Origin of the sequence: Microbispora sp. H10836, from assembly GCF_012999525.1 — a bacterium.
Classification (GTDB): domain Bacteria; phylum Actinomycetota; class Actinomycetes; order Streptosporangiales; family Streptosporangiaceae; genus Microbispora.
The window spans coordinates 110,774-135,258 of the sequence record NZ_JABBWU010000015.1; the positions used below are offsets into that span (position 1 = coordinate 110,774).

General features: G+C 70.7%; 21 protein-coding genes. 9 read left to right on the plus strand and 12 right to left on the minus strand.

Annotated features, from left to right (window positions below; all coding sequences use genetic code 11):
- Positions 1–24 precede the first annotated feature (24 nt).
- Together HHX30_RS26205 and HHX30_RS26210 are read left to right on the plus strand one after the other, a co-directional pair.
- Positions 25–927: a hypothetical protein gene (locus HHX30_RS26205; protein WP_169984654.1), complete on the plus strand. Its 903-nt coding sequence runs from the start codon at positions 25–27 to the stop codon at positions 925–927.
- Between the two features lie 41 nt (positions 928–968).
- Entirely contained in the window at positions 969–1,607 is a 639-nt protein-coding gene (locus HHX30_RS26210; protein ID WP_169984655.1) for a pyridoxamine 5'-phosphate oxidase family protein, read from the plus strand.
- A gap of 48 nt (positions 1,608–1,655) precedes the next feature.
- On the opposite strand, the gene HHX30_RS26215 is transcribed toward HHX30_RS26210, so the two are convergent.
- Positions 1,656–2,234 carry a TetR/AcrR family transcriptional regulator gene (locus tag HHX30_RS26215; RefSeq protein ID WP_169984656.1) on the minus strand — a complete coding sequence of 193 codons (579 nt, stop codon included), beginning with the start codon at positions 2,232–2,234 and terminating at the stop codon, positions 1,656–1,658.
- A gap of 81 nt (positions 2,235–2,315) precedes the next feature.
- Between HHX30_RS26215 and HHX30_RS26220 the strand changes: the two genes are divergently transcribed.
- The 3 genes from HHX30_RS26220 (at position 2,316) to HHX30_RS26230 (ending at position 5,089) form a co-directional block, all read left to right on the plus strand.
- Positions 2,316–3,371 (plus strand): saccharopine dehydrogenase NADP-binding domain-containing protein, encoded by a 1,056-nt coding sequence (locus HHX30_RS26220; protein ID WP_169984657.1) that lies wholly within the window; start codon positions 2,316–2,318, stop codon positions 3,369–3,371.
- A gap of 139 nt (positions 3,372–3,510) precedes the next feature.
- Entirely contained in the window at positions 3,511–4,080 is a 570-nt protein-coding gene (locus HHX30_RS26225) for a carboxymuconolactone decarboxylase family protein (protein WP_169984658.1), read from the plus strand.
- Between the two features lie 64 nt (positions 4,081–4,144).
- Entirely contained in the window at positions 4,145–5,089 is a 945-nt protein-coding gene (locus HHX30_RS26230) for a hypothetical protein (protein WP_169984659.1), read from the plus strand.
- Positions 5,090–5,092: 3 nt separating this feature from the next.
- Here the strand turns inward: HHX30_RS26230 and HHX30_RS26235 are convergent, their stop codons facing one another.
- The 4 genes from HHX30_RS26235 to HHX30_RS26250 all read right to left on the minus strand — a co-directional run bounded on the left by HHX30_RS26235 (position 5,093) and on the right by HHX30_RS26250 (position 8,186).
- A complete protein-coding gene (locus HHX30_RS26235) occupies positions 5,093–6,157 on the minus strand; it encodes a cobalamin-independent methionine synthase II family protein (RefSeq protein ID WP_169984660.1) in 1,065 nt (354 codons plus the stop codon).
- An 82-nt stretch (positions 6,158–6,239) separates the two neighbouring features.
- Positions 6,240–6,494, minus strand: a complete 255-nt coding sequence (locus HHX30_RS26240) for a hypothetical protein (protein WP_169984661.1) — start codon at positions 6,492–6,494, stop codon at positions 6,240–6,242.
- A complete protein-coding gene (locus tag HHX30_RS26245) occupies positions 6,491–7,288 on the minus strand; it encodes an SDR family oxidoreductase (protein WP_169984662.1) in 798 nt (265 codons plus the stop codon). Before HHX30_RS26245 ends, HHX30_RS26240 begins: the two co-directional genes overlap by 4 nt.
- A gap of 4 nt (positions 7,289–7,292) precedes the next feature.
- Positions 7,293–8,186, minus strand: coding sequence for an RNA polymerase sigma-70 factor (locus tag HHX30_RS26250; RefSeq protein ID WP_169984663.1), 894 nt, complete (start codon positions 8,184–8,186; stop codon positions 7,293–7,295).
- A 42-nt stretch (positions 8,187–8,228) separates the two neighbouring features.
- Between HHX30_RS26250 and HHX30_RS26255 the strand changes: the two genes are divergently transcribed.
- A complete protein-coding gene (locus tag HHX30_RS26255) occupies positions 8,229–8,663 on the plus strand; it encodes a YbjN domain-containing protein (protein ID WP_169984664.1) in 435 nt (144 codons plus the stop codon).
- 45 nt (positions 8,664–8,708) lie between these two features.
- Here HHX30_RS26255 and HHX30_RS26260 read toward each other — a convergent pair whose 3' ends face one another.
- On the minus strand, positions 8,709–9,335 hold the full coding sequence (locus tag HHX30_RS26260; protein ID WP_169984665.1) for an NADPH-dependent F420 reductase: 627 nt from the start codon (positions 9,333–9,335) through the stop codon (positions 8,709–8,711).
- A gap of 41 nt (positions 9,336–9,376) precedes the next feature.
- Positions 9,377–9,547: a hypothetical protein gene (locus HHX30_RS26265; protein WP_211592531.1), complete on the minus strand. Its 171-nt coding sequence runs from the start codon at positions 9,545–9,547 to the stop codon at positions 9,377–9,379.
- A gap of 407 nt (positions 9,548–9,954) precedes the next feature.
- Here HHX30_RS26265 and HHX30_RS26270 point away from each other — a divergent pair, with 407 nt between their 5' ends.
- Entirely contained in the window at positions 9,955–10,521 is a 567-nt protein-coding gene (locus HHX30_RS26270; RefSeq protein WP_169984666.1) for a hypothetical protein, read from the plus strand.
- 132 nt (positions 10,522–10,653) lie between these two features.
- On the opposite strand, the gene HHX30_RS26275 is transcribed toward HHX30_RS26270, so the two are convergent.
- Positions 10,654–13,566, minus strand: coding sequence for a vitamin B12-dependent ribonucleotide reductase (locus tag HHX30_RS26275; RefSeq protein ID WP_169984667.1), 2,913 nt, complete (start codon positions 13,564–13,566; stop codon positions 10,654–10,656).
- Between the two features lie 120 nt (positions 13,567–13,686).
- The gene (nrdR, locus tag HHX30_RS26280; protein ID WP_169984668.1) at positions 13,687–14,151 is read right to left on the minus strand and encodes a transcriptional regulator NrdR; all 465 of its coding nucleotides are present in this window, start codon (positions 14,149–14,151) and stop codon (positions 13,687–13,689) included.
- Positions 14,152–14,582: 431 nt separating this feature from the next.
- Between nrdR and lexA the strand changes: the two genes are divergently transcribed.
- Positions 14,583–15,299: a transcriptional repressor LexA gene (lexA, locus tag HHX30_RS26285; protein ID WP_169950829.1), complete on the plus strand. Its 717-nt coding sequence runs from the start codon at positions 14,583–14,585 to the stop codon at positions 15,297–15,299.
- Between the two features lie 86 nt (positions 15,300–15,385).
- Complete coding sequence (locus HHX30_RS26290; protein WP_169984669.1) at positions 15,386–16,480, plus strand: MalY/PatB family protein; 1,095 nt, start codon at positions 15,386–15,388, stop codon at positions 16,478–16,480.
- Between the two features lie 9 nt (positions 16,481–16,489).
- Here the strand turns inward: HHX30_RS26290 and HHX30_RS41970 are convergent, their stop codons facing one another.
- From HHX30_RS41970 to leuS, 3 genes are all read right to left on the minus strand, one after another.
- Positions 16,490–18,121: a cellulase family glycosylhydrolase gene (locus HHX30_RS41970; RefSeq protein ID WP_249350455.1), complete on the minus strand. Its 1,632-nt coding sequence runs from the start codon at positions 18,119–18,121 to the stop codon at positions 16,490–16,492.
- A gap of 185 nt (positions 18,122–18,306) precedes the next feature.
- Complete coding sequence (locus HHX30_RS26300) at positions 18,307–21,456, minus strand: S41 family peptidase (RefSeq protein WP_211592533.1); 3,150 nt, start codon at positions 21,454–21,456, stop codon at positions 18,307–18,309.
- A 100-nt stretch (positions 21,457–21,556) separates the two neighbouring features.
- Complete coding sequence (gene leuS / locus HHX30_RS26305; protein ID WP_169984671.1) at positions 21,557–24,019, minus strand: leucine--tRNA ligase; 2,463 nt, start codon at positions 24,017–24,019, stop codon at positions 21,557–21,559.
- Between the last annotated feature and the right edge of the window lie 466 nt (positions 24,020–24,485).

Consider the following 24,485-nt stretch of genomic DNA (forward strand, 5'->3'; position numbering starts at 1 on the left):
CCCCGCCTAGCATGCACAGGCAGCATGATCGTCCTATGGATGGCGGAGGCGATGTTCGCACGGATGCGCAAGCCGGTTTCCATCGCGCTCACCGCCGCACTGGTCACGACGAGCTCCTGCTCGAGAGACGGCGGTGAGATCGGCCGCAAGGAGTGGGCCGAACTGTATTCGGCCTACGGAGTCGCCCTGGCCGTCGCTCATCCGGATTACGGGGCGGGCCTTCTCGTCGACTTCAGCCGGGAGGACAACACACTGCCCACCGGAGCCCCCGGCACCGTCCCGATCGAGCTCGTCCCCCTTCCGGCCCACCTGGCGACTCCCCCACGGACGGTGGCTCTCGATCCCACGATGGGCGGCAACATCGACCTGGTGACCATCCCGGACACCGCCGCGACCGAGGTGTTGCGGAAGGGGTATCTGAAGGGGACGGGAAGGCCGCTCCGGCAGCGCCGCAAGGTCGAGCGCTTTCTGGCCGGTCTCGCCGGAGCGGTCTCCACCGCGCACCTGGGCGAGTTGAACATCGGCGTCGCTCTCGTCATCGAGTTGAAGGAACCCCTGACCTACGCGGAACTCGCGGCGAACGGCCTGGAGGGCGACAGAGTGCTGTTCCCGGCCCTCGGACCGGCGCATCTCCCCCTGTCGTGGTCGGAGGACAACTGCCGGCCTCTTCACACGGCGGCCTGCGAGGCAACGGACGTGGTCGCGCAGTTCCGCGCGTGGCTGCGGGACCTCAGCCCGGTGCAGCGCAGGGCGCTGACCAGGAAGGCGTTCGACCTGACGGCGATGCGGAGCACGGCCGGCGACGGACTGGTCTGCGGGGTGATGGTCGACTGGACGCCGCCCGCTGACGCGCTGAAGATGGTGCGCGATCCCCACGTTCGCGCCGCCTACCTCGTCGGCGTGGTCCAGACGCAGATCGTCCCCTGAGCGCGTCGCAGGCCATCCCTTATCTGATTGAATCTCGCCTTATGAGTGATCTGTCCGCGACGGCGCGGACCCGGCACCGCCGGCTGCGGGAACAGGGCCGCACCGACCGGGAGGCGCTGTTCGAGGTGCTCCGGGCCGGGTTCGTCTGTCATCTCGGCGTCGTCGTGGACGGCGATCCCATGGTGGTGCCGACGGTGTACGGCTTCGACGACGCCCAGCTGTACGTGCACGGCTCGGTGGCGAGCCGCAGCCTCACCCGGGGCACGACGGTCTGTGTGACGATCACCCATGTCGACGGCCTCGTGCTGGCCCGGTCGGTCTTCGAGCACGGCGTCAACTACCGCAGCGCGATGATCTACGGCGTGCCGCGCGTGCTGGAGGACGACGAGAAGCTCGATGCCCTGCGGTGCCTGACCGAGCACGTCGCTCCGGGCCAGTGGGACCACGCCCGGCAGCCGAACCGCAGGGAACTGGCCGCGACGGCCATTCTCGCGGTCCCGCTCGACGAGGCGTCGGTCAAGGTGCGCGAGGGCCACCCGGACGACGCCGATGACCCGCACGACGTGTGGGCGGGCGTCCTGCCGCTCACCTCGTCGTGGCAGGCCCCCGTGACCGACCCGCGGGCCGCCGCCCACCCCGTCCCGCCGCACATCCTGGCCCGCACCGGCACGAGCCTCTGACGGCGCTCCCGGGTTCGCCGAGCCCGCGTCCGCAGGCGGGCCGCGGCCTCAGGCCGACGGCGTGTTCGTCAGGTGCCTCATCGCCGCCAGGGTCTGGTCGATGGTGGCCGGCAGGCCGGGGTCGCCATGCTGGTTGAGCCAGCGGGTCACCGCTATCCGCAACGTGGTCACGGCGACCTCCGCCGCCAGCTGGGCGGTCAGCTCGTCGACGCCGCGGGCACGGAAGCCCTGCTCCAGGGCCTGCGACATCAGCGAGAACTTGCGCAGCTCGCGCTCGTGCAGGGCGGGTTCGGCGTCGATCGCGGCCCGTCGGCGTAGCAGGTAGTCGAGGCTGCGGCCCTCGAAGATCTCGGCCGCGGCGGGGGCCAGGTTCTCGCTGATCAGTTCCATCGGGCCGAGCGACGGCGGGGCCTCGGCCATGAAGCGGGCCACCCGCTCGGGCACCGACTCCTCGCCGGCGAACAGCACCTCACGCTTGTCGGCGAAGTGCCGGAAGAACGTACGGGTCGTGAGCCCGGCCCGCGCCGTGATCTGCGGCACGGTGGTCTCGGTGAACCCCTGCTCGAGGAAGAGATCGAGCGCGGCCTGTTCGAGCCGTTCTCGCGCACCCGGTTGCCATCGACCCATGTCGCCGATTCTAGTGATGACACGTCATGTCATGCTATGCGATAGTGATGACACGGCATGTCATGACCGATGGAGGCGAACATGACGGGCGAGATCTGGGTGCTCGGCGCGACCGGACGGGTCGGCCGGGAGGCGGTGGAGCGTCTGCGGCAGGCGGGTGCCGAGGTGGTGGTGGCCGGCCGCGATCGGGAGCGGCTGACCCGGGTGAGTCCGGACGCCCGGGCGGTGACCGGCTCGCTCGACGAGGTCTGCGCGCGGCTGGCCGCCGAGGCGCCGGCCGTCGTGATCAACACGGTGGGGCCGTTCGCGGTCACGGCGCCGCAGGTCGCGCGGGCCTGCCCACCGGGCACCCACTACGTCGACGTCTCCAACGAGCTGAGCGCGTTCGAGCTGCTCCACGGCATGGACCGGGAGGCGGCGGCGACCGGTCGCACGCTGGTCTCCGGCGCGGGCTTCGGCGTGCTCGCGACCGAGAGCATCCTGCTGCATCTGCTGGAGGCCGCGGAGAAGCCTTCGCGAGTACGCGTCGACGCCGTCGCGTCAGTCGCGATCGAGCCCGGCGCCCTCGGCGAAGCCCTGGCCGCCACCATCGTGCACGCGTTGCTCGACGGTGGCCGCGAGGTGCGGCAGGGCCGGATGGTACGCGCCCGGGCCGGGGGTGCCGCGGAGCGATTGACCACCCCCGACGGCGACGTGGTCACCACCGCTGCCCTGGGCGGCGGCGAGCTCTTCGCGGCCTGGCAGGCCAGCGGTGCCTCGTCCGTGATCGGCGCCTCGGCTCTCGCCCCGGCCAGCCCTGCCGTCCGAGCGGCCCTGCCGGCGATCGGCGGCGTGCTGCGTCTGCCCGGCCTGGCCGGCTTCGCCACTCGGCGGCTCGCCCGCGTCACGACGACCACGGCCAAGGAGCGTCCGCGCCGATCGTCCTGGGGCCGTGCCCGAGTCGAATGGCCGTCCGGTCGCGTGCGTGAGGGCTGGCTGCGCACCGGCGAGGGCATGACGTTCACGGCCGGCGCCGTCACCGAGGTGGCCCAGCGCCTGGCCAAGGGCGAGGGCCGCCCCGGTGCGTTCACCCCGGCCAGGCTCTTCGGCCCCGAGGTGGCGCTGGCCGCCGGCGCCGAGTTCGTGATCACGGTCTGAAGCCCGACGCCGGCGTGGCGGGGACATCACGGCGCTCGTCGACAGGGTGAGCAAGACAGAGGTTGACCGGACGATCTTTCTCGCCGACGCTGCTTGGGGAGATGCCCTTCCCCCTTCCCCCGTCAGCAAGGGAGAGTCCATGCCCCACATCGCCCTCGGATCCGACGCGCCGGGGATCCGCGGCCTGTTCGCCTTCCGCCCCGAGACCGCCCAGCCGCTGAACGCGCTCGCCGAGGTGCTGCTGCGCGGCGACAGCACTCTTTCCCGGGGCGAGCGCGAGTTGATCGCGGCGTACGTGTCGTCGCTCAACGCGTGCCGTTACTGCTTCTCCTCGCACGCCGCCTACGCCGCCGCCCAGCTGCCCGAGGGGATGACGCTGGTCGAGCAGGTGCGCACCGACCTCGACTCCGCACCGGTCACGCCCAAGATGAGGGCCCTGCTGCGCATCGCGGCCTCCGTGCAGCGCGGCGGCAGAGAAGTGAGCGAGGAGCAGATCGCCGCGGCGCGCGCCGAGGACGCGACCGACCTGGAAATCCACGACACCGTGCTCATCGCCGCCGCCTTCTGCATGTTCAACCGGTACGTCGACGGCCTGGCCACGATCGCGCCCGACGACCCCGAGTCGTACGCCGCGCGGGCCGAGCGGATCGTCGCCAACGGCTACCTGGGGCTCTTCGCCGAGATGCAGGCCGCCGCCGGGCGGTCCTGACCCTGCTTCCGCAGCTCCCGATCGCACCTCCCCCGTCACGTCCTCGTCCGGAGAAAGGTGTTTCATGGCTCGGACCCTGCCGCTTCCCACATCCCCGTCCCTCTCGCGCTCCGACGGCGTGCCCCGGCGCCGTGGCCTGATCGTCGTCCTCAGCGTGCTGGCCGGCGCGCTCATCGCCGCCCTCTGGTCGTTCCGGTTCGTGGACAGCGTGATCGGCGACAACGTCGCCAACACCCTGCTCGGCTACGACGCCAAGCAGACGGCGATCGGCGGTCTCGCCGCGGGCACCGTCTTCGCGTTCGTCTCGGGCCTGGCCGGGACGTTCACCGCGTGCAACATCGCCGTGTTCGGCGCGATCGCACCGATGGCCGGCTCTCCGGACGCGGGCAGCCGCAGGTTCAGGGCCGTGCTGCGCCCGCTCAGCAGGCTCGCGCTCGGCATGGTCGTCGTCTCCGCGGTGTACGGCGCGGTCGGGGCGCTGCTCGGCGACCGGCTTCCCCAGTTGTCCGCCGTGCAGACGTCCTCCGGCCTGCCGCCCCGGCTGATCCAGGCGTCCGTGGTCTTCGGGCTGATCGGCCTGGCCTTCGTCTACCTCGGCCTGGCGGCCCTGCGCGTCGTGCCCGATCCGTTCGCCCGCGTGTCCGGCCGGTTCCCGCACGCCCGGCTCGTCGTCGTCGGCGCGCTGATCGGCGGGTTCCTCGTCGGCCGTCCGTTCCCGCTGTTCCACAAGCTGTTCGAGTACGCCGCGGCGACGCGCAACCCGTTCTACGGCGCCGCCGTCTTCGTCCTGCAGTCCATCGGCAACATCACCTTGATGGCCCTGCTCTTCGTGGTGCTCCTCTACGCGACCAGGGGCCGTTTCACGCAGTGGCTCACGGCGTCGCCCACGCGGATCGCGGCGGTCACCGCCGTGACCTTCCTCGTCGTCGGCGCCTTCACGTTCCTCTACTGGGACGTACGGCTGCCCGCGATGTTCGGATACGGGTGGTTCCCCACCGCCTCCTGGTAGCGCCTACAGCCCGAGCGCCTGTTCGGCGAGCCTGGTGCCCTCCAGCCGCGCGGCGATCTTGGCGAACGCGGTCTCCCGCGACGTCGAGGCGTCGTCGGCGAACGGCGCGAAGCCGCAGTCGTCGCAGGTGCCGAGCCTCTCGGGCGGCAGGTGCCGGGCCGCCTCCAGGACGCGGTCGCGCACCTGCTCGGCCGTCTCCACCACGGGATCGATCGGGTCGGTCACTCCCACGAAGATCCGCGCCTCGGCCGGGAGCGTTTCCGCGATCACGTGGAGCACCCGTTCCCGGTCGGGCTCGCTCGCGAGCTGGACGTAGAAACTGCCCACCCTGTGCCGGAAGAACGTGGGGAGCAGCAGGGCGTAGTCGACGTCGGCGCTGTGGGTGGAGTCCAGGTCACCGCCGGGGCAGGTGTGCACGCCGATCCGGGCGCGCTCGGCCGCGGTGAAGCGCTCGAGCACCCGGTTGTTCAGGGCCACGAAGTCGTCCAGCAGGCCGCCCGAGGGGTCGAGCTTGAGCGACAGACGGCCCTCGGTGAAGTCCAGTTGCACCACATGGGCGCCCGCGTCGAGGCACCTGCGGATGTCCGCCTCGGCCTCGGCGACCAGGTCGTCGAGGAAGACCTCGCGGGGGTAACCGTCGACGCCCTCGGCCGGATACAGCAGGCTCAGTGCGGAGGGCGCGATGACGGCCTGCTTGACCGGCAGATCCGTGTGCCGGCGGGCCGTCCGCAGGTACGCGTCGGCGTGGGTCGCGTAGCGGAACGGCCCTGCGGTGAGCCGCGGCAGCTGACGCGTGTGCCCATCGGCGAACGGGATGACCGCGCCGTCCGGCGCGAGCGTGCCGAGCCCCGCGACCGGATAGGTGGCGAAGCTCGGCTTGGCCTGCTCACCGTCGACCAGGACCGGGCAGCCGAGCCGCTGCAGCCTGCGGATGGTGTCGGCGGTCGCCTCCTCCTGCCGCGCGGCGAGTTCGTCGTCCTCGACCCGCCCCACGGCGTGGCCGGCCAGGGCGGTCAGCAGCGTCGCTGGACGGGGGAGGCTGCCGATGGGTTCGGTGGGGATGCTCATGCCGGTGAGCGTAGGGTTACCCCACGTGTCTCATCAATCACAGACTGGTAAGCGCGGCTACCACAAGCGCTCAGCCCCGGCCTCATGACGCTCCGTCGCGCGCAAGCGCGACCGCGAGAGCGACCACCACCTGCAGGATCAGCGTCACGACCTGCCCGATCACGTCCACGGTGGTGAGACCGTGGAGATGGCCGGTGGAACACCAGATGCGGAAGCGCGTAGAGCAGGTATCCGGCCGCGGCCGTACGCCGCAGGACGGCGTCGAGCCGACGACGACCTCGGTCGTCGCGAGATACCCGAGCTCGATCCGCCGCCAGACGCGGACGCGCGTGCTCATTCGGCGCCGTACCCGGCGGCCGGCCTCCCCGGGGCGACCCGGCCGGCGAGGAACTCCCCGAACGTGCGCACGCCGGTCGCCCGGCCGGGCGCGAGATGGACGCCCTGCCGGAAGGCGGCCGCCGTCTTCCCTGGCACCGGAACGCTCACCAGTGGCCGGCGGCGTCCGGCGGCCGTGAGGTAGGCCCTCACGAGGTCACGTGCCGGCAGGATCTCCGGGCCGCCCATGTCGGGCGCGCGTCCGGCGGGGGCGCCCAGCGCGAGGGCGGCCAGCCGTTCGCCGACCTCGGACGTGTCCACGGGCTGGAAGCGCCACCCGGCGGGCACGGGCACGACGGGCAGCCGGGCCAGCGACTGTGCCAGGAAGAGCACGAAGTCGTGGAACTGGGTGGTGCGCAGGATCGTGTACGGCAGCCCGGACGCCTCGACGACCCGCTCGGCCTCGTACTTTCGCCGGTAGTACGCGTAGGGGTGCCGGTCCACACCCACGATGGAGACGTACACGAGATGCCCCGTCCCCGCCGCGCGCGCGGCCTCAACTAGACGGCGGGTGCCCTCGACATCGGTGGCGGGGCGGCGCGGGTCGCTGGCGAGATGGACGACGGTGGAGACGCCGCGCACGGCCTCCTCCAGGCCGGCGCCGGTTGTCAGGTCCCCCCGCACGAACGCGTACGCCGTGCCGGGACGGGGCGAGCGGGACAGGACGCGTACGCCGGCACCGGCCTCGGCGAACCTGCCGACGACGTGGCGGCCGAGGGTGCCGGTGCCGCCGGTGACGAGGATGGAATCGCTCATGCCCCTAAGAACCGGCGACGTCCTCCCGTTGTGACAACTGCGCGGCGAGGTAGGTGAGTTTGTCGGGATTGACGACAACGTGCAGACCGTGGACCAGTTCCCCATCGGTCTGCACGACGAACACACTGAGCAGCACGCCGTCGAGGAAGGTCAGCACGGCGGGCTCGCCGTTCACCTCGGCGAACCCGAGGCGGACGCCCATCCCCGCGGCCCGCGCGGCCAGGCCCGCAAGGTATCGCCCGACCTTGGCCGCCCCCACGACCGGCCGCAGCGCGGCGTTCGCCCTGCCGCCGCCGTCGGCCCACGCCACGACGTCGGCGGCGAGCACGCTCTCCAGGCCCGCGAGGTCGCCCTTCTCGGCGGCCCGCAGGAAGCGCTCCACCACCCGGCGGCGGACCGGGGCGGAGGCGTCGAACCGGCGCCGGTCCCCCACCCGTTGCCGGGCGCGGTGGTGCAGTTGCCGGCAGTTCGCCTCCGACAGGCCGAGCACCTCGGCGATCTCGCGATAGCCGTACGAGAAGGCCTCGCGCAGGACGAACACGGCGCGCTCGGCCGGGGTGAGCCGTTCGAGCAGGACGAGGAAGGCCATCGAGATCGAGTCGCGCTGCTCGGCCGTCTCCGACGGCTCGTCGGTCAGGACCGGCTCGGGCAGCCAGGGGCCGGCGTACTCCTCCCGCCGCGCTCGCGCGGAGGTCAGCCGGTTGAGGCAGATGTTGGTGAGCACCTTGGCCAGCCAGGGGCCGGGTGCGGCGATCGCGGCCCGGTCGGCGGCGTTCCACCGCAGGTAGGCGTCCTGGACGGCGTCCTCGGCCTCGGCCGCGGAGCCGAGCAGCCGGTAGGCGAGCCCGAACAGCCGTGCTCTGTACTCGACGAACTCCTCGGGGAGCTCCCTTGTCACATCCGCCACTGTAGAACCGAGCCCATGCGGCAGGATGGGACGGTGACGCCTTCCCCAGCGGTCGTGCAGCCCGACCGGGATCTCCTCCAGGAGATCCTCGACGAGCTGGACATCGAGCACACCATAGACGCCGAGGGCGATCTGGCGATCTCCACCGCCCACCTCACGATCTTCTTCCTGTTCGGCAAGGAAGGAGATCTCTTCACCGTACGCACCTTCTACGACAGGCCGCACTCGGTGGACGACAAACCGATGCTGCTCACGGCGCTCAACGAGTGGAACGCCGACACGATGTGGCCGAAGGTGTACACGTTCACCCAGGACAACGGCGACATCCGCCTCGTCGGCGACTCGCAGGTCTACATCGGGGCCGGCGTGACCAGGGAACACCTGACCACGATGGTGGCCCACTGGGTCAGGTTCTCGATCAAGTTCTACCGCTGGCTCACCGACCGGCTCGCCTTCGAGACCGACTGATCCGGCGGCCGGCGGCCCGGCCGGACGCCGGGCCTCCGTCCGGTGTCAGCCGCGGCTCAGGGCGTCGCGCAGCTCGGCGGCGGTGAGCCGCGGCCCGTAGGCGGGCTTGTCCCGCTGGAACCGCCGTCCCTCCGCGAGCGGGCCGGCGTCGACCACGTCGAAGCCGAAGGAGTCGATCAGCTCGGCGACCGCCTTCTTCGCCTCGTCGTCGTCGCCCGCGATGGGCAGCGCCCGCCGGTTCTCCGTGCCGGCGGCCTGCCCCTGCTCGGCGAGATGGACGTAGTTGATGGCGTTGAACGCCTTGACCACCCGGGCTCCCGGCAGGTGCGCGGCCAGCAGTTCGCTGTCGGTGGTCTCGCCGGCGTCGAGTTCGGGGAAGTGGCCGTCCCGCTCGAAGTAGTAGTTGTCCGTGTCGATCACGATCTTTCCCTCGAGCGGCCCGGCGGGAACCTCCCGATACCGTCCGAAGGGGATCGTGACGACCACGATGTCGCCCGCCTCCGCGGCCTCGGCCGCAGTGGCGGCGCGTGCTTCCGGGCCCAGCCGGGCGACGAGTTCGGAGAGCGTCTGCGGCCCGCGGGAGTTGCTCAGCACCACCGAGTGCCCGGCGTCGACCGCCAGCTTCGCGAGGGTGCCGCCGATCTTCCCGCTGCCGATGAATCCGATGACCATGGCTGCGGCAACACGCCCGCCCCCGGTCTCATTCCCCGGTCTCATTCCCCTGGGGGCCTGTCCTCCAGGACGACGACGGCGCGTTCCAGGAGATCCCGCAGCCGGTCGGCCTCGTCGGGCGTGAAGGCGTCCACGAGCCGGCGCTCCACCGCCACCGCGGCGGCGTCGGCCTTGCGCAGCAACGCCAGCCCGGCACGCGTGAGCCGGGTCACGAGCACCTGGGCGTGGTCGCATTCCAACGCAACCGCCGGACGCATATGCCGGTAACTCGGTTTCGTGAGCAATTGTGTCGCATCCATTTGACGCTGTTGCCGCGAAGGATCGGGATGACGTGTACCACGCTCCTCGCAGGCCGCAGCGGCAGCGACGGAAAGGCCTGCAGGAAGTTTCTGCGGCCACACGGGGGGCATTCAGCCACATGGCTCTGGCGTTTCGGCACCGATGACGATGTGTGGCGGCGACTAATGATGCTTGTACGCACAGCCTCCATCCCGAGGTCGACCGATCCGCGATGGTGCGAGCCTTATCCCGTCAGCCGCGAGCAAGCACTTCGTCGGCTCCTTGATGGCCGAAGCGCCGCCCTCCCCCCTGATCCGTCTCGTGAAACCTGGAGCTTCCTGTGGATGCCTACGTCGCGACCCTGCTCGCCTCGGTGATCGCCGTACTGGGGACTGTGGCGACATCCATCTATTCTCAGCGGACGACATTCCGAAGCAGGCAGCAGGAGTTCGAGCTGGGCAAAGCCCAGCGACAGGAAGAGTACGAGCGCGCCCGGCGCGAGGCGGAGCTTGAACAACGGCGCGCATGCTATGTGGCGTTGAACATCGCCATCAGAAGGCATCGCGCGGCCATCGTCGACTTCCTGCACGCGCTGCGACAGGGCAAGATCGGCGACGACGTACGGGACGAACTCGAAGACTCCCGGCGTTCATACATCGAACGGCACGCGGTGGCGCAGATGACGGCCCCTGGCAATGTACTGGCCGCCGCTGGGGCCCTGAGAGAACACCTCAGCGCCTGGTACGGAATGGCCAAGCGGCTGGAATCCGGAGCGGCGAAGAAAGGCGAGTCCCTGGAGGCGGCATTCGGGCACGGCGAGGAATTCTGGCGTTACAACAAACGCCTCCGCTCGATCATGCGCGCCGACTTGGGCATCCCCGAAGACCCGGACGACACCGACGAATAGGCCTATTTGCTACACCCTGGTGCGCTCGCTCAAGCACCCGAGATTGTCCGCGTGCCCGTGATGGTTTGAGGAATACGAAGGGGGCCGGCACACTCGCCGGCCCCCTTCGCTCAGGGGCGTTCAGACAGCGGTTCAGCTGCAGCCGCTGGTGCTGCCGCAGCCCTCGCAGACGTAGCAGCTGCCCGCGGGCCGCATCTTGGTGCCGCAGGTCATGCACAGCGGCGCGTCGGCCGTACGGCCCTGGTGGCTCTCCAGCGAGGCGCCGGCCCGGCGCGGCTCGGGCACGGCCACCGGCGCGGGCTGCCCGGCGGACGGCCCCTCGACGGGCTTGGCCTCGATCGGCGCAGACTGCCCGCTCTCGATCGGCGCCGACTGGCCGTTCTCGATGGGCGCAGACTGCGCCAGGGCTGCGGTGTCGACGTCCTGCAGCGCGGCCGGGTCCTCCCCGCGCTGCTGCGCGGCCCGCTCGGAGGCGGAGAAGATGCCCAGGGCCGCCCGGTCCTCGTACGGCAGGTAGTCGAGCGCGAGCCGCCGGAAGATGTAGTCCATCACGGACTGCGCCATCCGGACGTCGGGGTCATCGGTCATCCCGGCCGGCTCGAACCGCATGTTGACGAACTTCTGCACGTACGTGTCCAGCGGCACGCCGTACTGGAGGCCGATCGAGATCGCCACGGAGAAGGCGTCCATCACGCCCGCGAGGGTGGAGCCCTGCTTGGACATCTTGAGGAAGACCTCGCCCAAGCCGTCGTCGGGGTAGGACGAGGCGGTCATGTAGCCCTTGGCGCCGCCGACCGTGAAGCGGGTGGTGATGCTGGGCCGCTGGTTCGGCATCCGCCGCCGGGTCGGCCTCGCGACCTCGACGACCTGGACGACCGGCTCCTTCTCCGCGGTCTCCGGGGAGGCCTCCTCCGGGGTCTTCTTGGCGATCGACAGCGGCTGCCCGACCTTGCAGTTGTCGCGGTAGACGGCCAGGGCCTTGAGACCGAGCTTCCAGCCCTGCAGGTAGACCTGCTCGATGTCGTCCACGGTGGCCGACTCGGGCAGGTTCACGGTCTTGGAGATCGCACCGGACAGGAACGGCTGGACGGCCGCCATCATCCGGACGTGGCCCATCGGGGCGATGGCCCGCTCACCCATCGCGCAGTCGAACACCTCGTAGTGCTCGGGCCGCAGGCCGGGGGCGTCCACGACGTGGCCGTGCTCGGCGATGTACTCGACGATGGCCTCGACCTGCTCCTCGAGGTAGCCGAGCCGGCGCAGCGCCCGCGGGATCGTCTGGTTGACGATCTGCATCGAGCCGCCGCCGACGAGCTTCTTGAACTTGACCAGCGCCAGGTCGGGCTCGATGCCGGTGGTGTCGCAGTCCATCATCAGGCCGATGGTGCCGGTCGGGGCGAGCAGCGACGCCTGGGCGTTGCGGTAGCCGTTCTTCTCGCCGAGCCGCAGGCACTCCTGCCACTGCCGGGTGGCCTCGGCGTGCAGGGCCCTGTCCATGTCCTCGAGCGTGCGCAGGTCGTCGTTGGCCGCGGCGTGCTTGCGCATGACCCGCTTGTGCGGCTCGGCGTTGCGCTGGTAGCCGTCGTACGGCCCGACGATCCCGGCCATCTCGGCCGAGCGGCGGTAGGACACGGCGGTCATCAGCGAGGTGATCCCGGCCGCGACGGCCCGGCCGCCGTCGGAGTCGTACGCGTGGCCGGTCGCCATCAGCAGCGCGCCCAGGTTGGCGTAGCCGATGCCGAGCTGGCGGTACGCCCGGGTGGTCTCGGCGATCTTCTGCGTCGGGAAGTCGGCGAAGGTGATCGAGATGTCCATCGCGGTGATGATCAGCTCGGTGACCTTGACGAAGTTCGCGACGTCGAAGCTGTCGTCGTCGCGCAGGAACTTCAGCAGGTTGATCGACGCGAGGTTGCACGAGGAGTTGTCCAGGTGGACGTACTCCGAGCAGGGGTTGCTGGCCGTGATGCGCCCGGTCTCGGGGCAGGTGTGCCAGTCGTTGATCGTGTCGTCGTACTGCACGCCGGGGTCGGCGCACTCCCAGGCGGCCTGGGCCATCTTGCGGAACAGCGAGCGGGCCTCGACCTCCTCGATGACCTCGCCGGTCAGCCGGGCCCGCAGGCCGAACTGCCCGCCGGCCTCGACGGACCGCATGAACTCGTCGGAGACCCGCACCGAGTTGTTGGCGTTCTGGTACTGGACGGACACGATGTCCTTGCCGCCGAGGTCCATGTCGAACCCGGCGTCGCGCAGCGCGCGGACCTTGTCCTCCTCGCGCGCCTTGGTCTCGATGAACTCCTCGATGTCGGGGTGGTCCACGTCGAGGACGACCATCTTGGCCGCCCTGCGGGTGGCGCCGCCCGACTTGATGGTGCCGGCGGACGCGTCGGCGCCGCGCATGAAGGAGACCGGGCCGCTGGCCGTGCCACCGCTGGACAGCAGTTCCTTGGACGAGCGGATGCGGGAGAGGTTGACCCCGGAGCCCGAGCCGCCCTTGAAGATGACGCCTTCTTCCTTGTACCAGTCGAGGATCGACTCCATCGTGTCGTCCACGGCGAGGATGAAGCAGGCGCTCACCTGCTGGGGCGAGCGGGTGCCGACGTTGAACCACACCGGCGAGTTGAAGCTGAAGATCTGGTGGATCAGCGCGTGCTTGAGCTCGTGGTCGAAGATCTCGGCGTCCTCCTCGGAGGCGAAGTAGCCGTGCTCGACACCGGTCCTGGTGTAGACGCCCACCACCCGGTCGACGAGCTGCTTGAGACTCGACTCGCGCTGCGGGGTGCCCACCGCCCCGCGGAAGTACTTGGTGGTGACGATGTTGGCCGCGTTGACCGACCAGAAGTCGGGGAACTCGACGCCGTGCTGCTCGAAGTTGACCGAGCCGTCCCGCCAGTTCGTCATCACGACGTCGCGCCGCTCCCAGCGGACCTCGTCGTACGGGTGGACGCCCGGGGTGGTGAAGACGCGCTTCATCTTCAGGCCCTTGCGCGGGCGCTTGCCCCCCCGGCCCCCCGTACCCGATACGGTGCCGCTCACGGTCTCCGTCATGACTTCCCCCTCCCAGGGCCCGATGGAGCCCCTCCTCCGGACCACGCTCGTTACAACCACATCGTCGCGCCGCGCCGTCGCGCGCCGCCGCCCGCCTCGTCCCGGTCCCCCGGAAGGCGCCTACTCCTCGCCCTCCGGGCCGTGGGCCGCGCGGAGCCGCTCGATCTCCGCCTCGAAGTCCGCCAGCGTCTCGAAGCTGCGGTAGACCGACGCGAAGCGCAGGTACGCCACCTCGTCGAGGTCGCGGAGCGGACCGAGGATGGCCAGGCCCACCTCGTGGGAGGCGATCTCGGCCGCGCCGGTGCCCCGGATGCTCTCCTCGACCCGCTGCCCGAGCTGGGCGAGGGAGTCCTCGCTGACCGGGCGTCCCTGGCAGGCCCGCCGCACGCCGGCGACGACCTTCTCCCGGGAGAACGGCTCGGTGACCCCGCTGCGCTTGCTCACCATCAGCAGCACCGTCTCCTGGGTGGTGAACCTGCGCCCGCATTCGGGACAGGTGCGCCGGCGACGGATCGCCGCCCCGTCCTCGGCGGCGCGGCTGTCCACGACCCGCGTGTCCGGGTTGCGACAGAACGGACAGTGCACTCCATCGCCTCCCTGAACGCCCATCCCGAACACAAGGTGTGGTGAACTTACACCGGTGTGACTACTAGATGTTGTGGTCCAACCGTAGAAGTGCCCGACCTTGAACGCAAGTCGAAGCGGCCCCGGGAGGGGAAGTGCCTGTTCGGCGCGCGTGTCGCACCTCTGGTCACGGCCGCATCACCTGCCCCGCCGGCCGCGAGACAGACCCTTTACGGCGCTTTTCCTCCGCGATTTCCGCAAGGCTCTGACCTGGACGTACATCGACCCTGGAAGATCGGGTAAATCGAACACGGGATCGATCGAACTCCCGTACGATGATGTGGACGGCGAGATCGGCGATTTCGCTGGATATCGAACAATTGTTTGACGGTGATCTTGAATCGCGGTACGGTCGCTCTGTGCGACATGAGGAACACGGATTGAGAGGTGGCATCGTGGGTGACCGTAGTGAGCAAGCGGATGGCGTCAGCGACCTCGCGGTTCGCAGGCGCGACTCGCTTGGCCTCACCCCCAGGCAGCGGAAGATCCTCGAGGTGATCCGCGACTCGGTCCAGCAGCGCGGCTATCCGCCGTCCATGCGGGAGATCGGGGAGGCAGTACAGCTGACGAGCACCTCCAGCGTGTCGCACCAGCTCACGGCGCTCCAGCGTAAGGGCTACCTCCGGCGTGACCCGCACCGCCCCCGCGCCCTGGAGGTCCGGCTGCCCGGAGAGCCGGTGCTGTGGGTGGATCCGGACGCCACCACCGAGGAGGAGGCCGGGTTCAACCGGCCGACGGCCGCGTACGTGCCGCTGGTCGGCCGCATCGCCGCCGGTGGTCCCATCCTCGCCGAGCAGAGCATCGAGGACGTGTTCGCGCTGCCCAAGCAGCTCGTGGGCGAGGGCACGCTGTTCCTGCTCCAGGTCTCCGGCGACTCGATGATCGAGGCCGCCATCGCCGACGGCGACTGGGTCGTGGTGCGGCAGCAGCCGGTCGCCGACAACGGCGACATCGTGGCCGCCATGATCGACGGCGAGGCCACCGTGAAGACGTTCAAGCGCAAGGACGGGCACGTGTGGCTGGTGCCCCACAACCCGAACTACGAGCCGATCCCCGGTGACGAGGCAACCGTGCTCGGCAAGGTCACGGCCGTCCTGCGCAAGCTGTAGCCGCGTCGCGCCCCGCGGCACCCAGCACCGCGGGGCGCGACGACCGCCTTTCCGGTAGTCGCTAATCGGCAATTAGGGTGAGTCGGATGAAACTCGACTCGCTGTCCCTGGATGCGGCCCGCCGCCGTGACGGAATCAAATGGGCCCACGCCGCGTCCGGCGTCATCCCCGCCTGGGTCGCCGACATGGACTTCCCTGTGCCCGAGGCGGTCACGGAGGCCATCGCGAGACGCGCCGCGACAGATCTCGGCTATCCCGCCTGGCTGGACGAGCCGACCGCCGGGCCCCTGGCGGAGGCGTTCGCCGAGCGCATGGAGGCGCGGTACGGCTGGCGAGCCGATCCGGCCCGCGTGCGGTCCTACACCGACCTCAACCAGGCCCTCCAGGTGCTGCTGCACGTCATGACCGACCCCGGCGACGCCGTGGCGCTGCACGTTCCGGCCTACGACCCCTTCCTCGCCACCATCACCGGGATGAACCGCCGCCTGGTGCCCATGCCGCTGACGGCCGACGGCAGGTTCGAGGTCCCGGGCGAGCCCGTCCGGGTGCTCCTGCTGGTCAACCCGCAGAACCCGTCGGGCCGCTCGTTCACCCGTGAGGAGCTCGAGGCGGTCGCCGCGTACGCCGACCGGCACGGCACGCTCGTGATCGCCGACGAGATCCACGCCGACCTGACGTACGCCCCGGCCCGCCACATCCCGTTCGCCACGGTCCTCCCCGAGCGCACGGTCACGCTGACCTCCGCCAGCAAGGCCTTCAACATGGGCGGCCTGCACTGCTCGGTGGCCCACATCGGTGCGAAGGACGTCAGGGACGCGCTCGGCCGCCAGCCCGCCCACATCTACGGGGCGCCCAGTGTCCTCGGCGTGGAGGCCACGGTGGCCGCGTGGCGGCACGGCGACGCGTGGCTGGAGGAGGTGCTGGCGATCCTGGACCGCAACCGCAGGCGCATCGCCGAGCGGCTCCCGTCGGTCGGCTACCGCATGCCCGAGGCCACCTATCTCGCATGGCTCGACTTCGGCGTGCCCGACGCGGCGCGTTTCCTGGAGCGGGAGGCCCGGGTCAAACTCAACCCGGGCCCGAACTACGGAGGCGGCGACACCTTCGCCCGCCTCAACTTCGCGACATCGGAGGCGATCCTGGAGGAGATCCTGTCCAGGATCGCCGCCGCGCTGACGTGACCCGCCCGCTCAGCTCGCCGTGCAGCTCACCGAGGACGGAACGCCGTTGCTGCCGGACCAGCCGCCGTTGAAGCCGAACATGGTCGAGGCCCCGGCCCCGAGCGCGCCGTTGTAGGACAGGTTCGTCACCGTGACGTTGGCGCCGCTCGCGCTGAGCGTGCCGTTCCACAGCTGGCTGATGCTCTGGCCGTTCGGGAAGGCCCACTTCACGGTCCAGCCCGAGATGGCCGAGGAACCGGCCTTCACCGTGACCTCGCCCTGGAAGCCGCCGGGGTACTGGTTGGCGACCTTGTACGTGGCGGTGCAGGTCTTGCCACCCGGAGACGACGGCGACACCGAGGGCGACACCGAGGGGGACGCGGACGGGGACACAGGCGGCGACACGCTCGGCGAGACGCGCGGCGAGGGCGACACCGGCGGGTTGTCGCCCACCGGCGGGATGAGGTACGGCGAGATGATGCTCTGCTTGGCCTGGTCGACCGTGGCCCAGTCGTCCTTCAGGATGCCGCCCGTGTCACCCGAGTTGGGGTTCCACGACCAGTAGGTGAAGGACATGCCGTTCACTCCGGTGCCCATGTACTTCATGAGCTCCTGGAGCCAGACCTTGTCGATGTTGCTGGCCAGCGTGGTGCCGAACTCGCCGACCATGATCGGGGCGATGTTCTGCTTGTACAGGTATCCCCAGTACTTGTCCCAGATGGCCGGCATGTTGGCCGGGTAGTTCGGGTCGTCGAACCAGTTCTGGTGGAAGACCGATGTGGCGTACTCGTGCGGCGAGTAGACGAGCCGGTTGGCCACGTTCAGCCGTACGGGGAACTGGCCGGCCTTGGTGAGGTTGCCGCCCCACCAGCCGCAGTCCTCGTCGTTGCTGGTGTCGTTGTCCCAGATGTTGGACAGGCCGCCGCTCGGGCAGCTCACGCCCTCCACGAAGATCAGCCAGTTGGGCTGCACGGACAGGATCGCGTTGCCCGCCCGCTCGGCCGCCAGGCGCCAGTCACGCGACTGGTCGCCGCAGCCCCAGCAGGAGCCGGTGGCGTTCGGGTTGGTGCCGTCGGCGTGCGGCTCGTTGTGCAGGTCCGCCCCGATGACGGTGGGGTTGCCGGCGTAGTGCTGGGCCAGCGACTTCCAGTTGGTGATCCAGGTCGACTCGGGGACTCCGGAGGTGTACCACAGCGCGGTCTGGCCCGCGCTGGTCGGCCGGTGCCGGTCGAGGATGATGCGCATGCCCTTCTGGCCCGCGTAGTCCACGACCTTGTCGAGGATCTGCAGCGGCGACAGGCCGATCAGGTCGGGGTTGGAGGCGGTGTTGACGCTCGTCGCCTGCGCGCCCGGCTTCAGCGCGTCGTCGGAGAACGGCACCCGCAGGGTGTTGTAGCCCAGGTTCGCCATGAGGTCGATCTGGCTCCGCCACGGGTTGTTCGCCCACAGCCCGTGGAAGGTCTTGTTGTCGGTCTCCATGCCGAACCAGTTGATGCCGGTCAGCCGGACCGTGGCGCCGGTGCTGTCGACGATCTTGTTTCCGCTGGTGTGCAGGTAGCCGGTGCCCGTTCCTGCGGCGTTCGCCGGCGTACCGGTGACGACGAGAACGGTCGCCGCCATCGCGGCGGCGGTCGCCAGCCCGCCGATAATGCGTCTGTACAAGACGTGCCTCCCACGCGGGGCGCACGCCGACGGTGAGCCATACGGTCAGGCGCGCACCCCAGACCACCGCCGGAGCGGTGGTGGTCGCGGCATGCCCTGACCGCACGCCTACTTCTCTATGACTTGTTTGTGGCTCGGGCGTAATTTTGTCCGCTAGGCCGACCGATCGTCAACGTCCCCGGGGGTCACCGCAGCGGCGGCACCTCCGGCGGGGTCGCCGGAGGCCTCTCCTCCAGCGCCGCCAGGGCCAGCTCCACCGCCCGCGCCAGCTGCGGATCCCGCCCGGCCACCAGGTCCTGCGGGGTCATGACGACCTCGACGTCCGGGTCGACGCCGTGGTTCTCGACGCCCCACCCCTCGCCTTCCAGCCAGAACGAGTACCGCGGCTGCGTGACGACGGTCCCGTCCACGAGCGAGTACCGCGAGTCGATGCCGATCACGCCGCCCCAGGTCCGCGTGCCCACGAGCGGCCCGATGCCGCGGTTCTTGATCCCGGCGCTGACGATGTCCCCGTCCGACCCGGCGAACTCGTCGGTAACGGCAACGACGGGCCCGCGGGGCGCGTCCTCCGGGTAGCGCGCCGGCTCGTACCCCCGGGCCAGCGACCACCCGGTCACCCGCCGCTGCAGCTTCTCCAGCACCAGCTCGGACACGTGTCCGCCGCCGTTGTCACGCACGTCCACGACGAGCCCGTCGAAGCCCATCTCGGCATGCAGATCCCGGTGGAACTGCGCCCACCCGGCCGACATCATGTCCGGCACGTGCAGGTAGCCGAGCCGCCCGCCCGACGCCTCACGCACGAACGCCCGCCGCCCGGCCACCCAGTCGTGGTAGCGCAGCTGCGTCTCGTCGGCGATGGGCGTGACGACGACCCTGCGGGTCTCGCCGCCGGAGCCGGGCTGGACGGTCAGCTCCACCGGCCGCCCCGCCGTACCGGACAGCAGTGCCAGCGGCCCGCGGACCGGGTCGACCGGGCGCCCGCCCACGGCCACGATCGCGTCGCCCTCCCGGACGGCGACGCCGGGCGCGAGCAGCGGCGAGCGCGCCTCGTGGTCGGAGGACTCCCCCGGCAGAACGCGGCTGATCCGCCACACCCCGTTCTCGTCCCGGGCCAGATCGGCGCCGAGCAGGCCCTGACGACGCCGGGGATCGCGGGCGCCGCCGCCCGGCCGTGCGTAGGCGTGGGAGGTGGCCAGCTCGCCCTGCACCTCCCAGAGCAGGTCGATCAGCTCGGAGTAGGCGCCTAACCGCTCCACGAGGGGCGCGTAGCGGTCGAGCGTGCCCGGCCAGTCCACGCCGTTCATGTCCGCGCGCCAGAAGTGGTCGCGCATGAGCCGCCCGGCCTCGTTGTACGCCTGCCGCCACTCGGCGACCGGGTCGACGGTCACGACCACCCGGTCCAGGTCGATGGTGACGACCTCGTCGTCCTCTCCGGTGGCACGGGTCCGCAGGTCGTGCCCGCCGGTGGCCACCAGGCGCGTGCCGTCGCCGCTGACCTCGAAGGCCCCGAACTCCCCGCAGAGCTCGCCGAGCTTGCGCCTGACCAGGTCGTAGCGTTCCAGGACCGGCTCGCCTGGGTCGGTGCCGTCGCCGAGCTGGCCGCCGAGCGGGTGGCGCAGCCACAGCAGGCCGTCCTTGGCCGCACGCAGGTTGGAGTAGGTGGCGGCGGGCACCGGCACGGGCACGATCCGCGCCGCCAGCCCGTCGGCGTCCACCTCCGTCACCGGCGGCGGGCCCGGCTTGCCGTCGTTCTCGGCGTTCCGGGCGCGCTTGGCGTCCGCACCGGCGTCGTCCTCCCCGTTGAAGCCGCGGCCCGCCGGCGAGGGGTCGAACGGCGAGGGCGTGGTGGCCTTGAGCGGCACCAGGTACGGCCGGCAGCTGGCGGGGAAGGACAGGTCGAAGACGTGACTGTCGTAGACCGGGTTGAACGTGCGGTCCGACAGGAAGGCCAGATACTTGCCGTCCCTGGTGAAGGAAGGGTTGTAGTCGTTGAACCGCGGCGGCGTCACCTCGATCGCGGTGCTGCCGTCCACGCGGGCGAGCTTCAGGTGGCAGCGCCAGGGCTGGTAGGCGTGCGCCCACGCCAGCCAGGCCGAGTCCGGCGAGAAGGCCAGGTGCCGTACGTCGCCGTGGGTGGTGCGGTCCAGCTCGCGGACGTTCCCGAAGTCGAGGTCCACCACCAGGAGCCGCCCGTCGTGGGTGGCGACCGCGGCGTGCTTGCCGTCCGGCGCGGCGGCCAGGTCGAGCACCCGGCCGAGCTGCCCGGCGGCCAGGGTGCGGATCTCGCCGCCGGGCGTGCCGATCTCCAGCGCGTCCTCGCCGGAGGCGTCCGACACCCAGACGGCCCGGCCGGTGTCGTCGAGGGGCCGTGGCAGCCGTACCCGGACGCCGGGCTCCGCGCGCAGCACGCCCGCGGGGCCGTCGCGGTGGGTCAGCCAGTGGGCGGTGCCGCGGATCTCCACCACGCTGGCCCGTCCGGTGCGGTCCGGCGCGAAGCCGCCGACCTTGTTCGGCGCCGGCCGCCTGGCCCTGGCCGGGCGCGGCCCGCTCAGGGTGACGTCCAGCTTGTACGGCTCGGCGTCCAGGCTCTCCAGCAGCCACAGGTCTCCGCCGAAGCCGTAGACGACGCGGGAGCCGTCCGTCGCGGCGTGGCGCGCGTAGAAGCCGCGGTGCGTGGTGTGCTGCCGCAGGTCCGAGCCGTCCGGCAGGCAGGAGTACAGGTTGCCGTCGCCGTCGGTGTCGGCGAGGAAGGCCAGGCGCTCGCCCACCCACATGACCGACCAGTGCTGCGCGGGATCTCCGGCGAACAGACGGCTGAACTCGCCGTCGCCCGTGGCGTCCACCCAGATCTTGGCCGCGGTGCCGCCGCGGTAACGCTTCCACTGCGACGGCTCGCGCCACACCGCCGAGACGGTCGCCACCCTGCGGCCGCTGACCGCGGCCTCGCTGACCCTGCCGTACGGCAGAGCCGTCGCCGGGCCGCCGTCCAGCGGGACCGCGTGGGCCCACTGCCGGGACCGTGAGCCGTGGCCCGCTGCGGTGACGGCCAGCACGTTCCCGTCCTCGGTCCAGCCGCGCACGCCCGTCATGGCGTTGCCCCAGTGCGTGAGCCGCTCGCCCTCGCCGCCGTCCAGATCGGCGGCGAACACCTCGGGATCGCCCTCGCGGGTGCTCGTCCACGCGATACGCGTGCCGTCGGAGGAGAACCGGGGATGGGAGACCGGGACCCGGTCGGCCGTGAACCGCCACGCCCTGCCGCCGCCCGTGGGTGCCAGCCAGACGTCGTCGTCCGCCACGAAGGTGAGGAGGTCGCCGTTCAGGTGGGGGTATCTCAAGTACGCACCATTCGCCACATCGGCACCCTATGCCGAATGGCGACGGTTCCGCCGTACCGGACAGGTGCGTTCACGGTACGGCGGAGCCGGGGTCACCCCGTCACGGGACGATGTTGACGAGCTTCGGCGCCCGCACGATCACCTTGCGCGGCTCGCCGTCGAGGTAGGGCCGGACCTTGTCCGACGCCAGGGCCAGGGCCTGCAGGTCGGCCTCGGTGATGTCCGGGGAGACCTCCAGCCGGTCGCGGACCTTGCCCGCCACCTGGACCACGGCCGTGACCGACTCCTGGACCAGCAGCGCCGGGTCGGCCTCGGGCCAGCCGGCCGTGGCGACCGACGGCGCGTGCCCGAGCCGCTCCCAGCCCTCCTCCGCGGCGTACGGCGCGACCAGCGACAGCATGATCGCCAGGGTCTCGGCGGCCTCGCGGACGGCCGGGTCGGCCGCGCCGGGACCGGCGTCGATCGCCCGGCGGGCGGCCGAGGTCAGCTCCATCATGCGGGCCACCGCGACGTTGAACCGGTAGCTCTCGACGAGCTTGGTCACCTCGTCGATGGTCCGGTGGGTGACCTTGCGCAGCTCGACGTCGCCGCCGGAGAAGTCGGCCCCCGGGGCGGACGCCGCACCGGCCTCGGCCATCACGCGGAACGCGCGGGCCAGGAACTTCTGGGACGCGGCGGGCGAGACGTCGGCCCAGTCGATGTCGTCCTCCGGCGGCCCGGCGAAGATCATCGTCAGCCGGACGGCGTCCACGCCGAAGGCGTCGATCTGCTGGCCCAGGTCCACGCCGTTGCCCAGCGACTTCGACATCGCCTTGCCCCGGTTGATGACCTGACCCTGGTTGAGCAGGCGCAGGAACGGCTCGGTGAAGCTCACCAGGCCCATGTCGTGCAGGACCTTGGTGAAGAACCTCGAGTACAGCAGGTGGAGCACCGCGTGCTCGACGCCGCCGACGTACTGGTCGATCGGGCCCCACAGGCCGACCTTCTCGACGTCGAACGGCCCGCCTTCGTAGTGCGGGTCGCAGTAACGCAGGAAGTACCACGACGAGTCGACGAACGTGTCCATCGTGTCGGTGTCCCGCTGGGCGGGGCCGCCACACTTGGGACACTCGACGTTGACCCACTCCGTGGCCGCGGCCAGCGGCGAGACGCCCTTCGGCTTCAGCGCCGCGCCGCGCAGATCGGGCAGCGTGACCGGAAGCTGGTCGTCCGCCACCGGGACCTCGCCGCAGTCCACACAGTGGATGATCGGAATCGGGGTGCCCCAGAACCGCTGCCGCGACAGCAGCCAGTCGCGCAGCCGGAAGTTGACCGCGGCCTTGCCGGTGCCGCGCTCCTCCAGGACCTCGATGATCTTCTGGATCGCGTCGGCCTTCGTCAGCCCGTCCAGCGGGCCGGAGTTGACCAGGGTGCCCTCGCCGGGGGTGGCGACGCCGGTCTCGCCCGGGTCGGCCAGGCCGGTGTGCACGACGACCTTGACCGGCAGGCCGAACTTCCGCGCGAAGTCGAGGTCGCGCTGGTCGTGCGCGGGCACCGCCATGATCGCGCCGTGGCCGTAGTCGGACAGCACGTAGTCGGCCGCCCAGACCGGGATGCGCTCCCCGTTGACCGGGTTGATCGCGTGCGTGCCCAGGAAGACGCCGGTCTTCTCCTTCTCCGTGGACAGCCGCTCGATGTCGGAGAGCTTGGCGACCTCGGCGCGGTAGGCGGCCAGCGCCTCCGCCTGCTCGGGGGTGCAGATCTCCTCCGCCAGCGGGGCGTCGGCCGCCACGACGAAGAACGTCGCGCCGTACAGCGTGTCGGGGCGGGTGGTGTAGACGGTGACCGGCTCGTCGCGGCCCTCGATGCGGAACTGGACGTCGGCGCCGGTGGAGCGGCCGATCCAGTTGCGCTGCATGGTGAGGATGCGCTCGGGCCAGCCGCCCTCGATCTGCGCCATGTCGTCGAGCAGCCGGTCGGCGTAGTCAGTGATCTTGAAGTACCACTGCGTCAGCTCGCGGCGGACCACGTCGGCCCCGCACCGCTCGCACTTGCCCGCCACGACCTGCTCGTTGGCGAGCACGGTCTGGTCCTGCGGACACCAGTTGACCAGTCCGCCCTTGCGGTAGGCCAGGCCCCGCTCGTAGAAGCGGGTGAACAGCCACTGGTTCCAGTGGAAGTACTCCGGGTCGCTGGTGTGCAGGCGCCGCGACCAGTCGAAGGAGATGGCGTACCGCTTGAACGAGTTCGCCTGGGTGTCGATGTTGGTGTACGTCCACTCGGCGGGGTGCGCGTCGCGCTTGATGGCCGCGTTCTCCGCGGGCAGGCCGAAGGAGTCCCACCCGATGGGGTGCAGGACGTTGTAGCCCTTCTGGAACCAGTAACGCGCGACGACGTCGCCGATCGCGAAGACCTCGCCGTGCCCCATGTGGAGGTCGCCGGAGGGGTAGGGGAACATGTCGAGCATGTACTTGCGCGGCCTGGTGTCCGCGAGGTCCTCGACCGCCGCGAAGGGGTTCAGCTCCTCCCACCGCGGCAGCCACTTGGCCTGCAGCGCCTGCGGGTCGTACACCGGCTCGTCCACTTCCACTCCTCGCCAGGCGGCTGGAATCACACAGATGAAGGCGCGCCCGGGGCGGGACCCCGTCGCACTCCCTTACCGCTCCGGCCCTCCGCCGGCCCGGTTCTTCGACCCCGGGAAGGGAGGGCGGCCCGCGCTCTCACACGCCCGGTGTGAGGCGGCTGCCTGCGCAGCAGGGTGCGGCACGCGTGTCAAGCGTAGCGCAGACCGCAAGTGAGTCGCCGATCGCTCTTGTGCCCCTCCCGCCGATCTTCGCCCCGTCCGGGCGAATCTCGTCGGTCGCGGCGCTCACTCGCTGACCCCGTCTGTCAGAGTGTGATATCCGATGGTGATAGTTCCGTTGTGGGCTCTTATGTCCATTCCCCTACTGTGCTGCCGTGGCCAACTCATATCCGCCCGCGGATCTGCCGATGCAGGACCCGCCCACCGACCCCACGGGTGAGCAGTTCCGCGAGGCATTCCGCGGTTT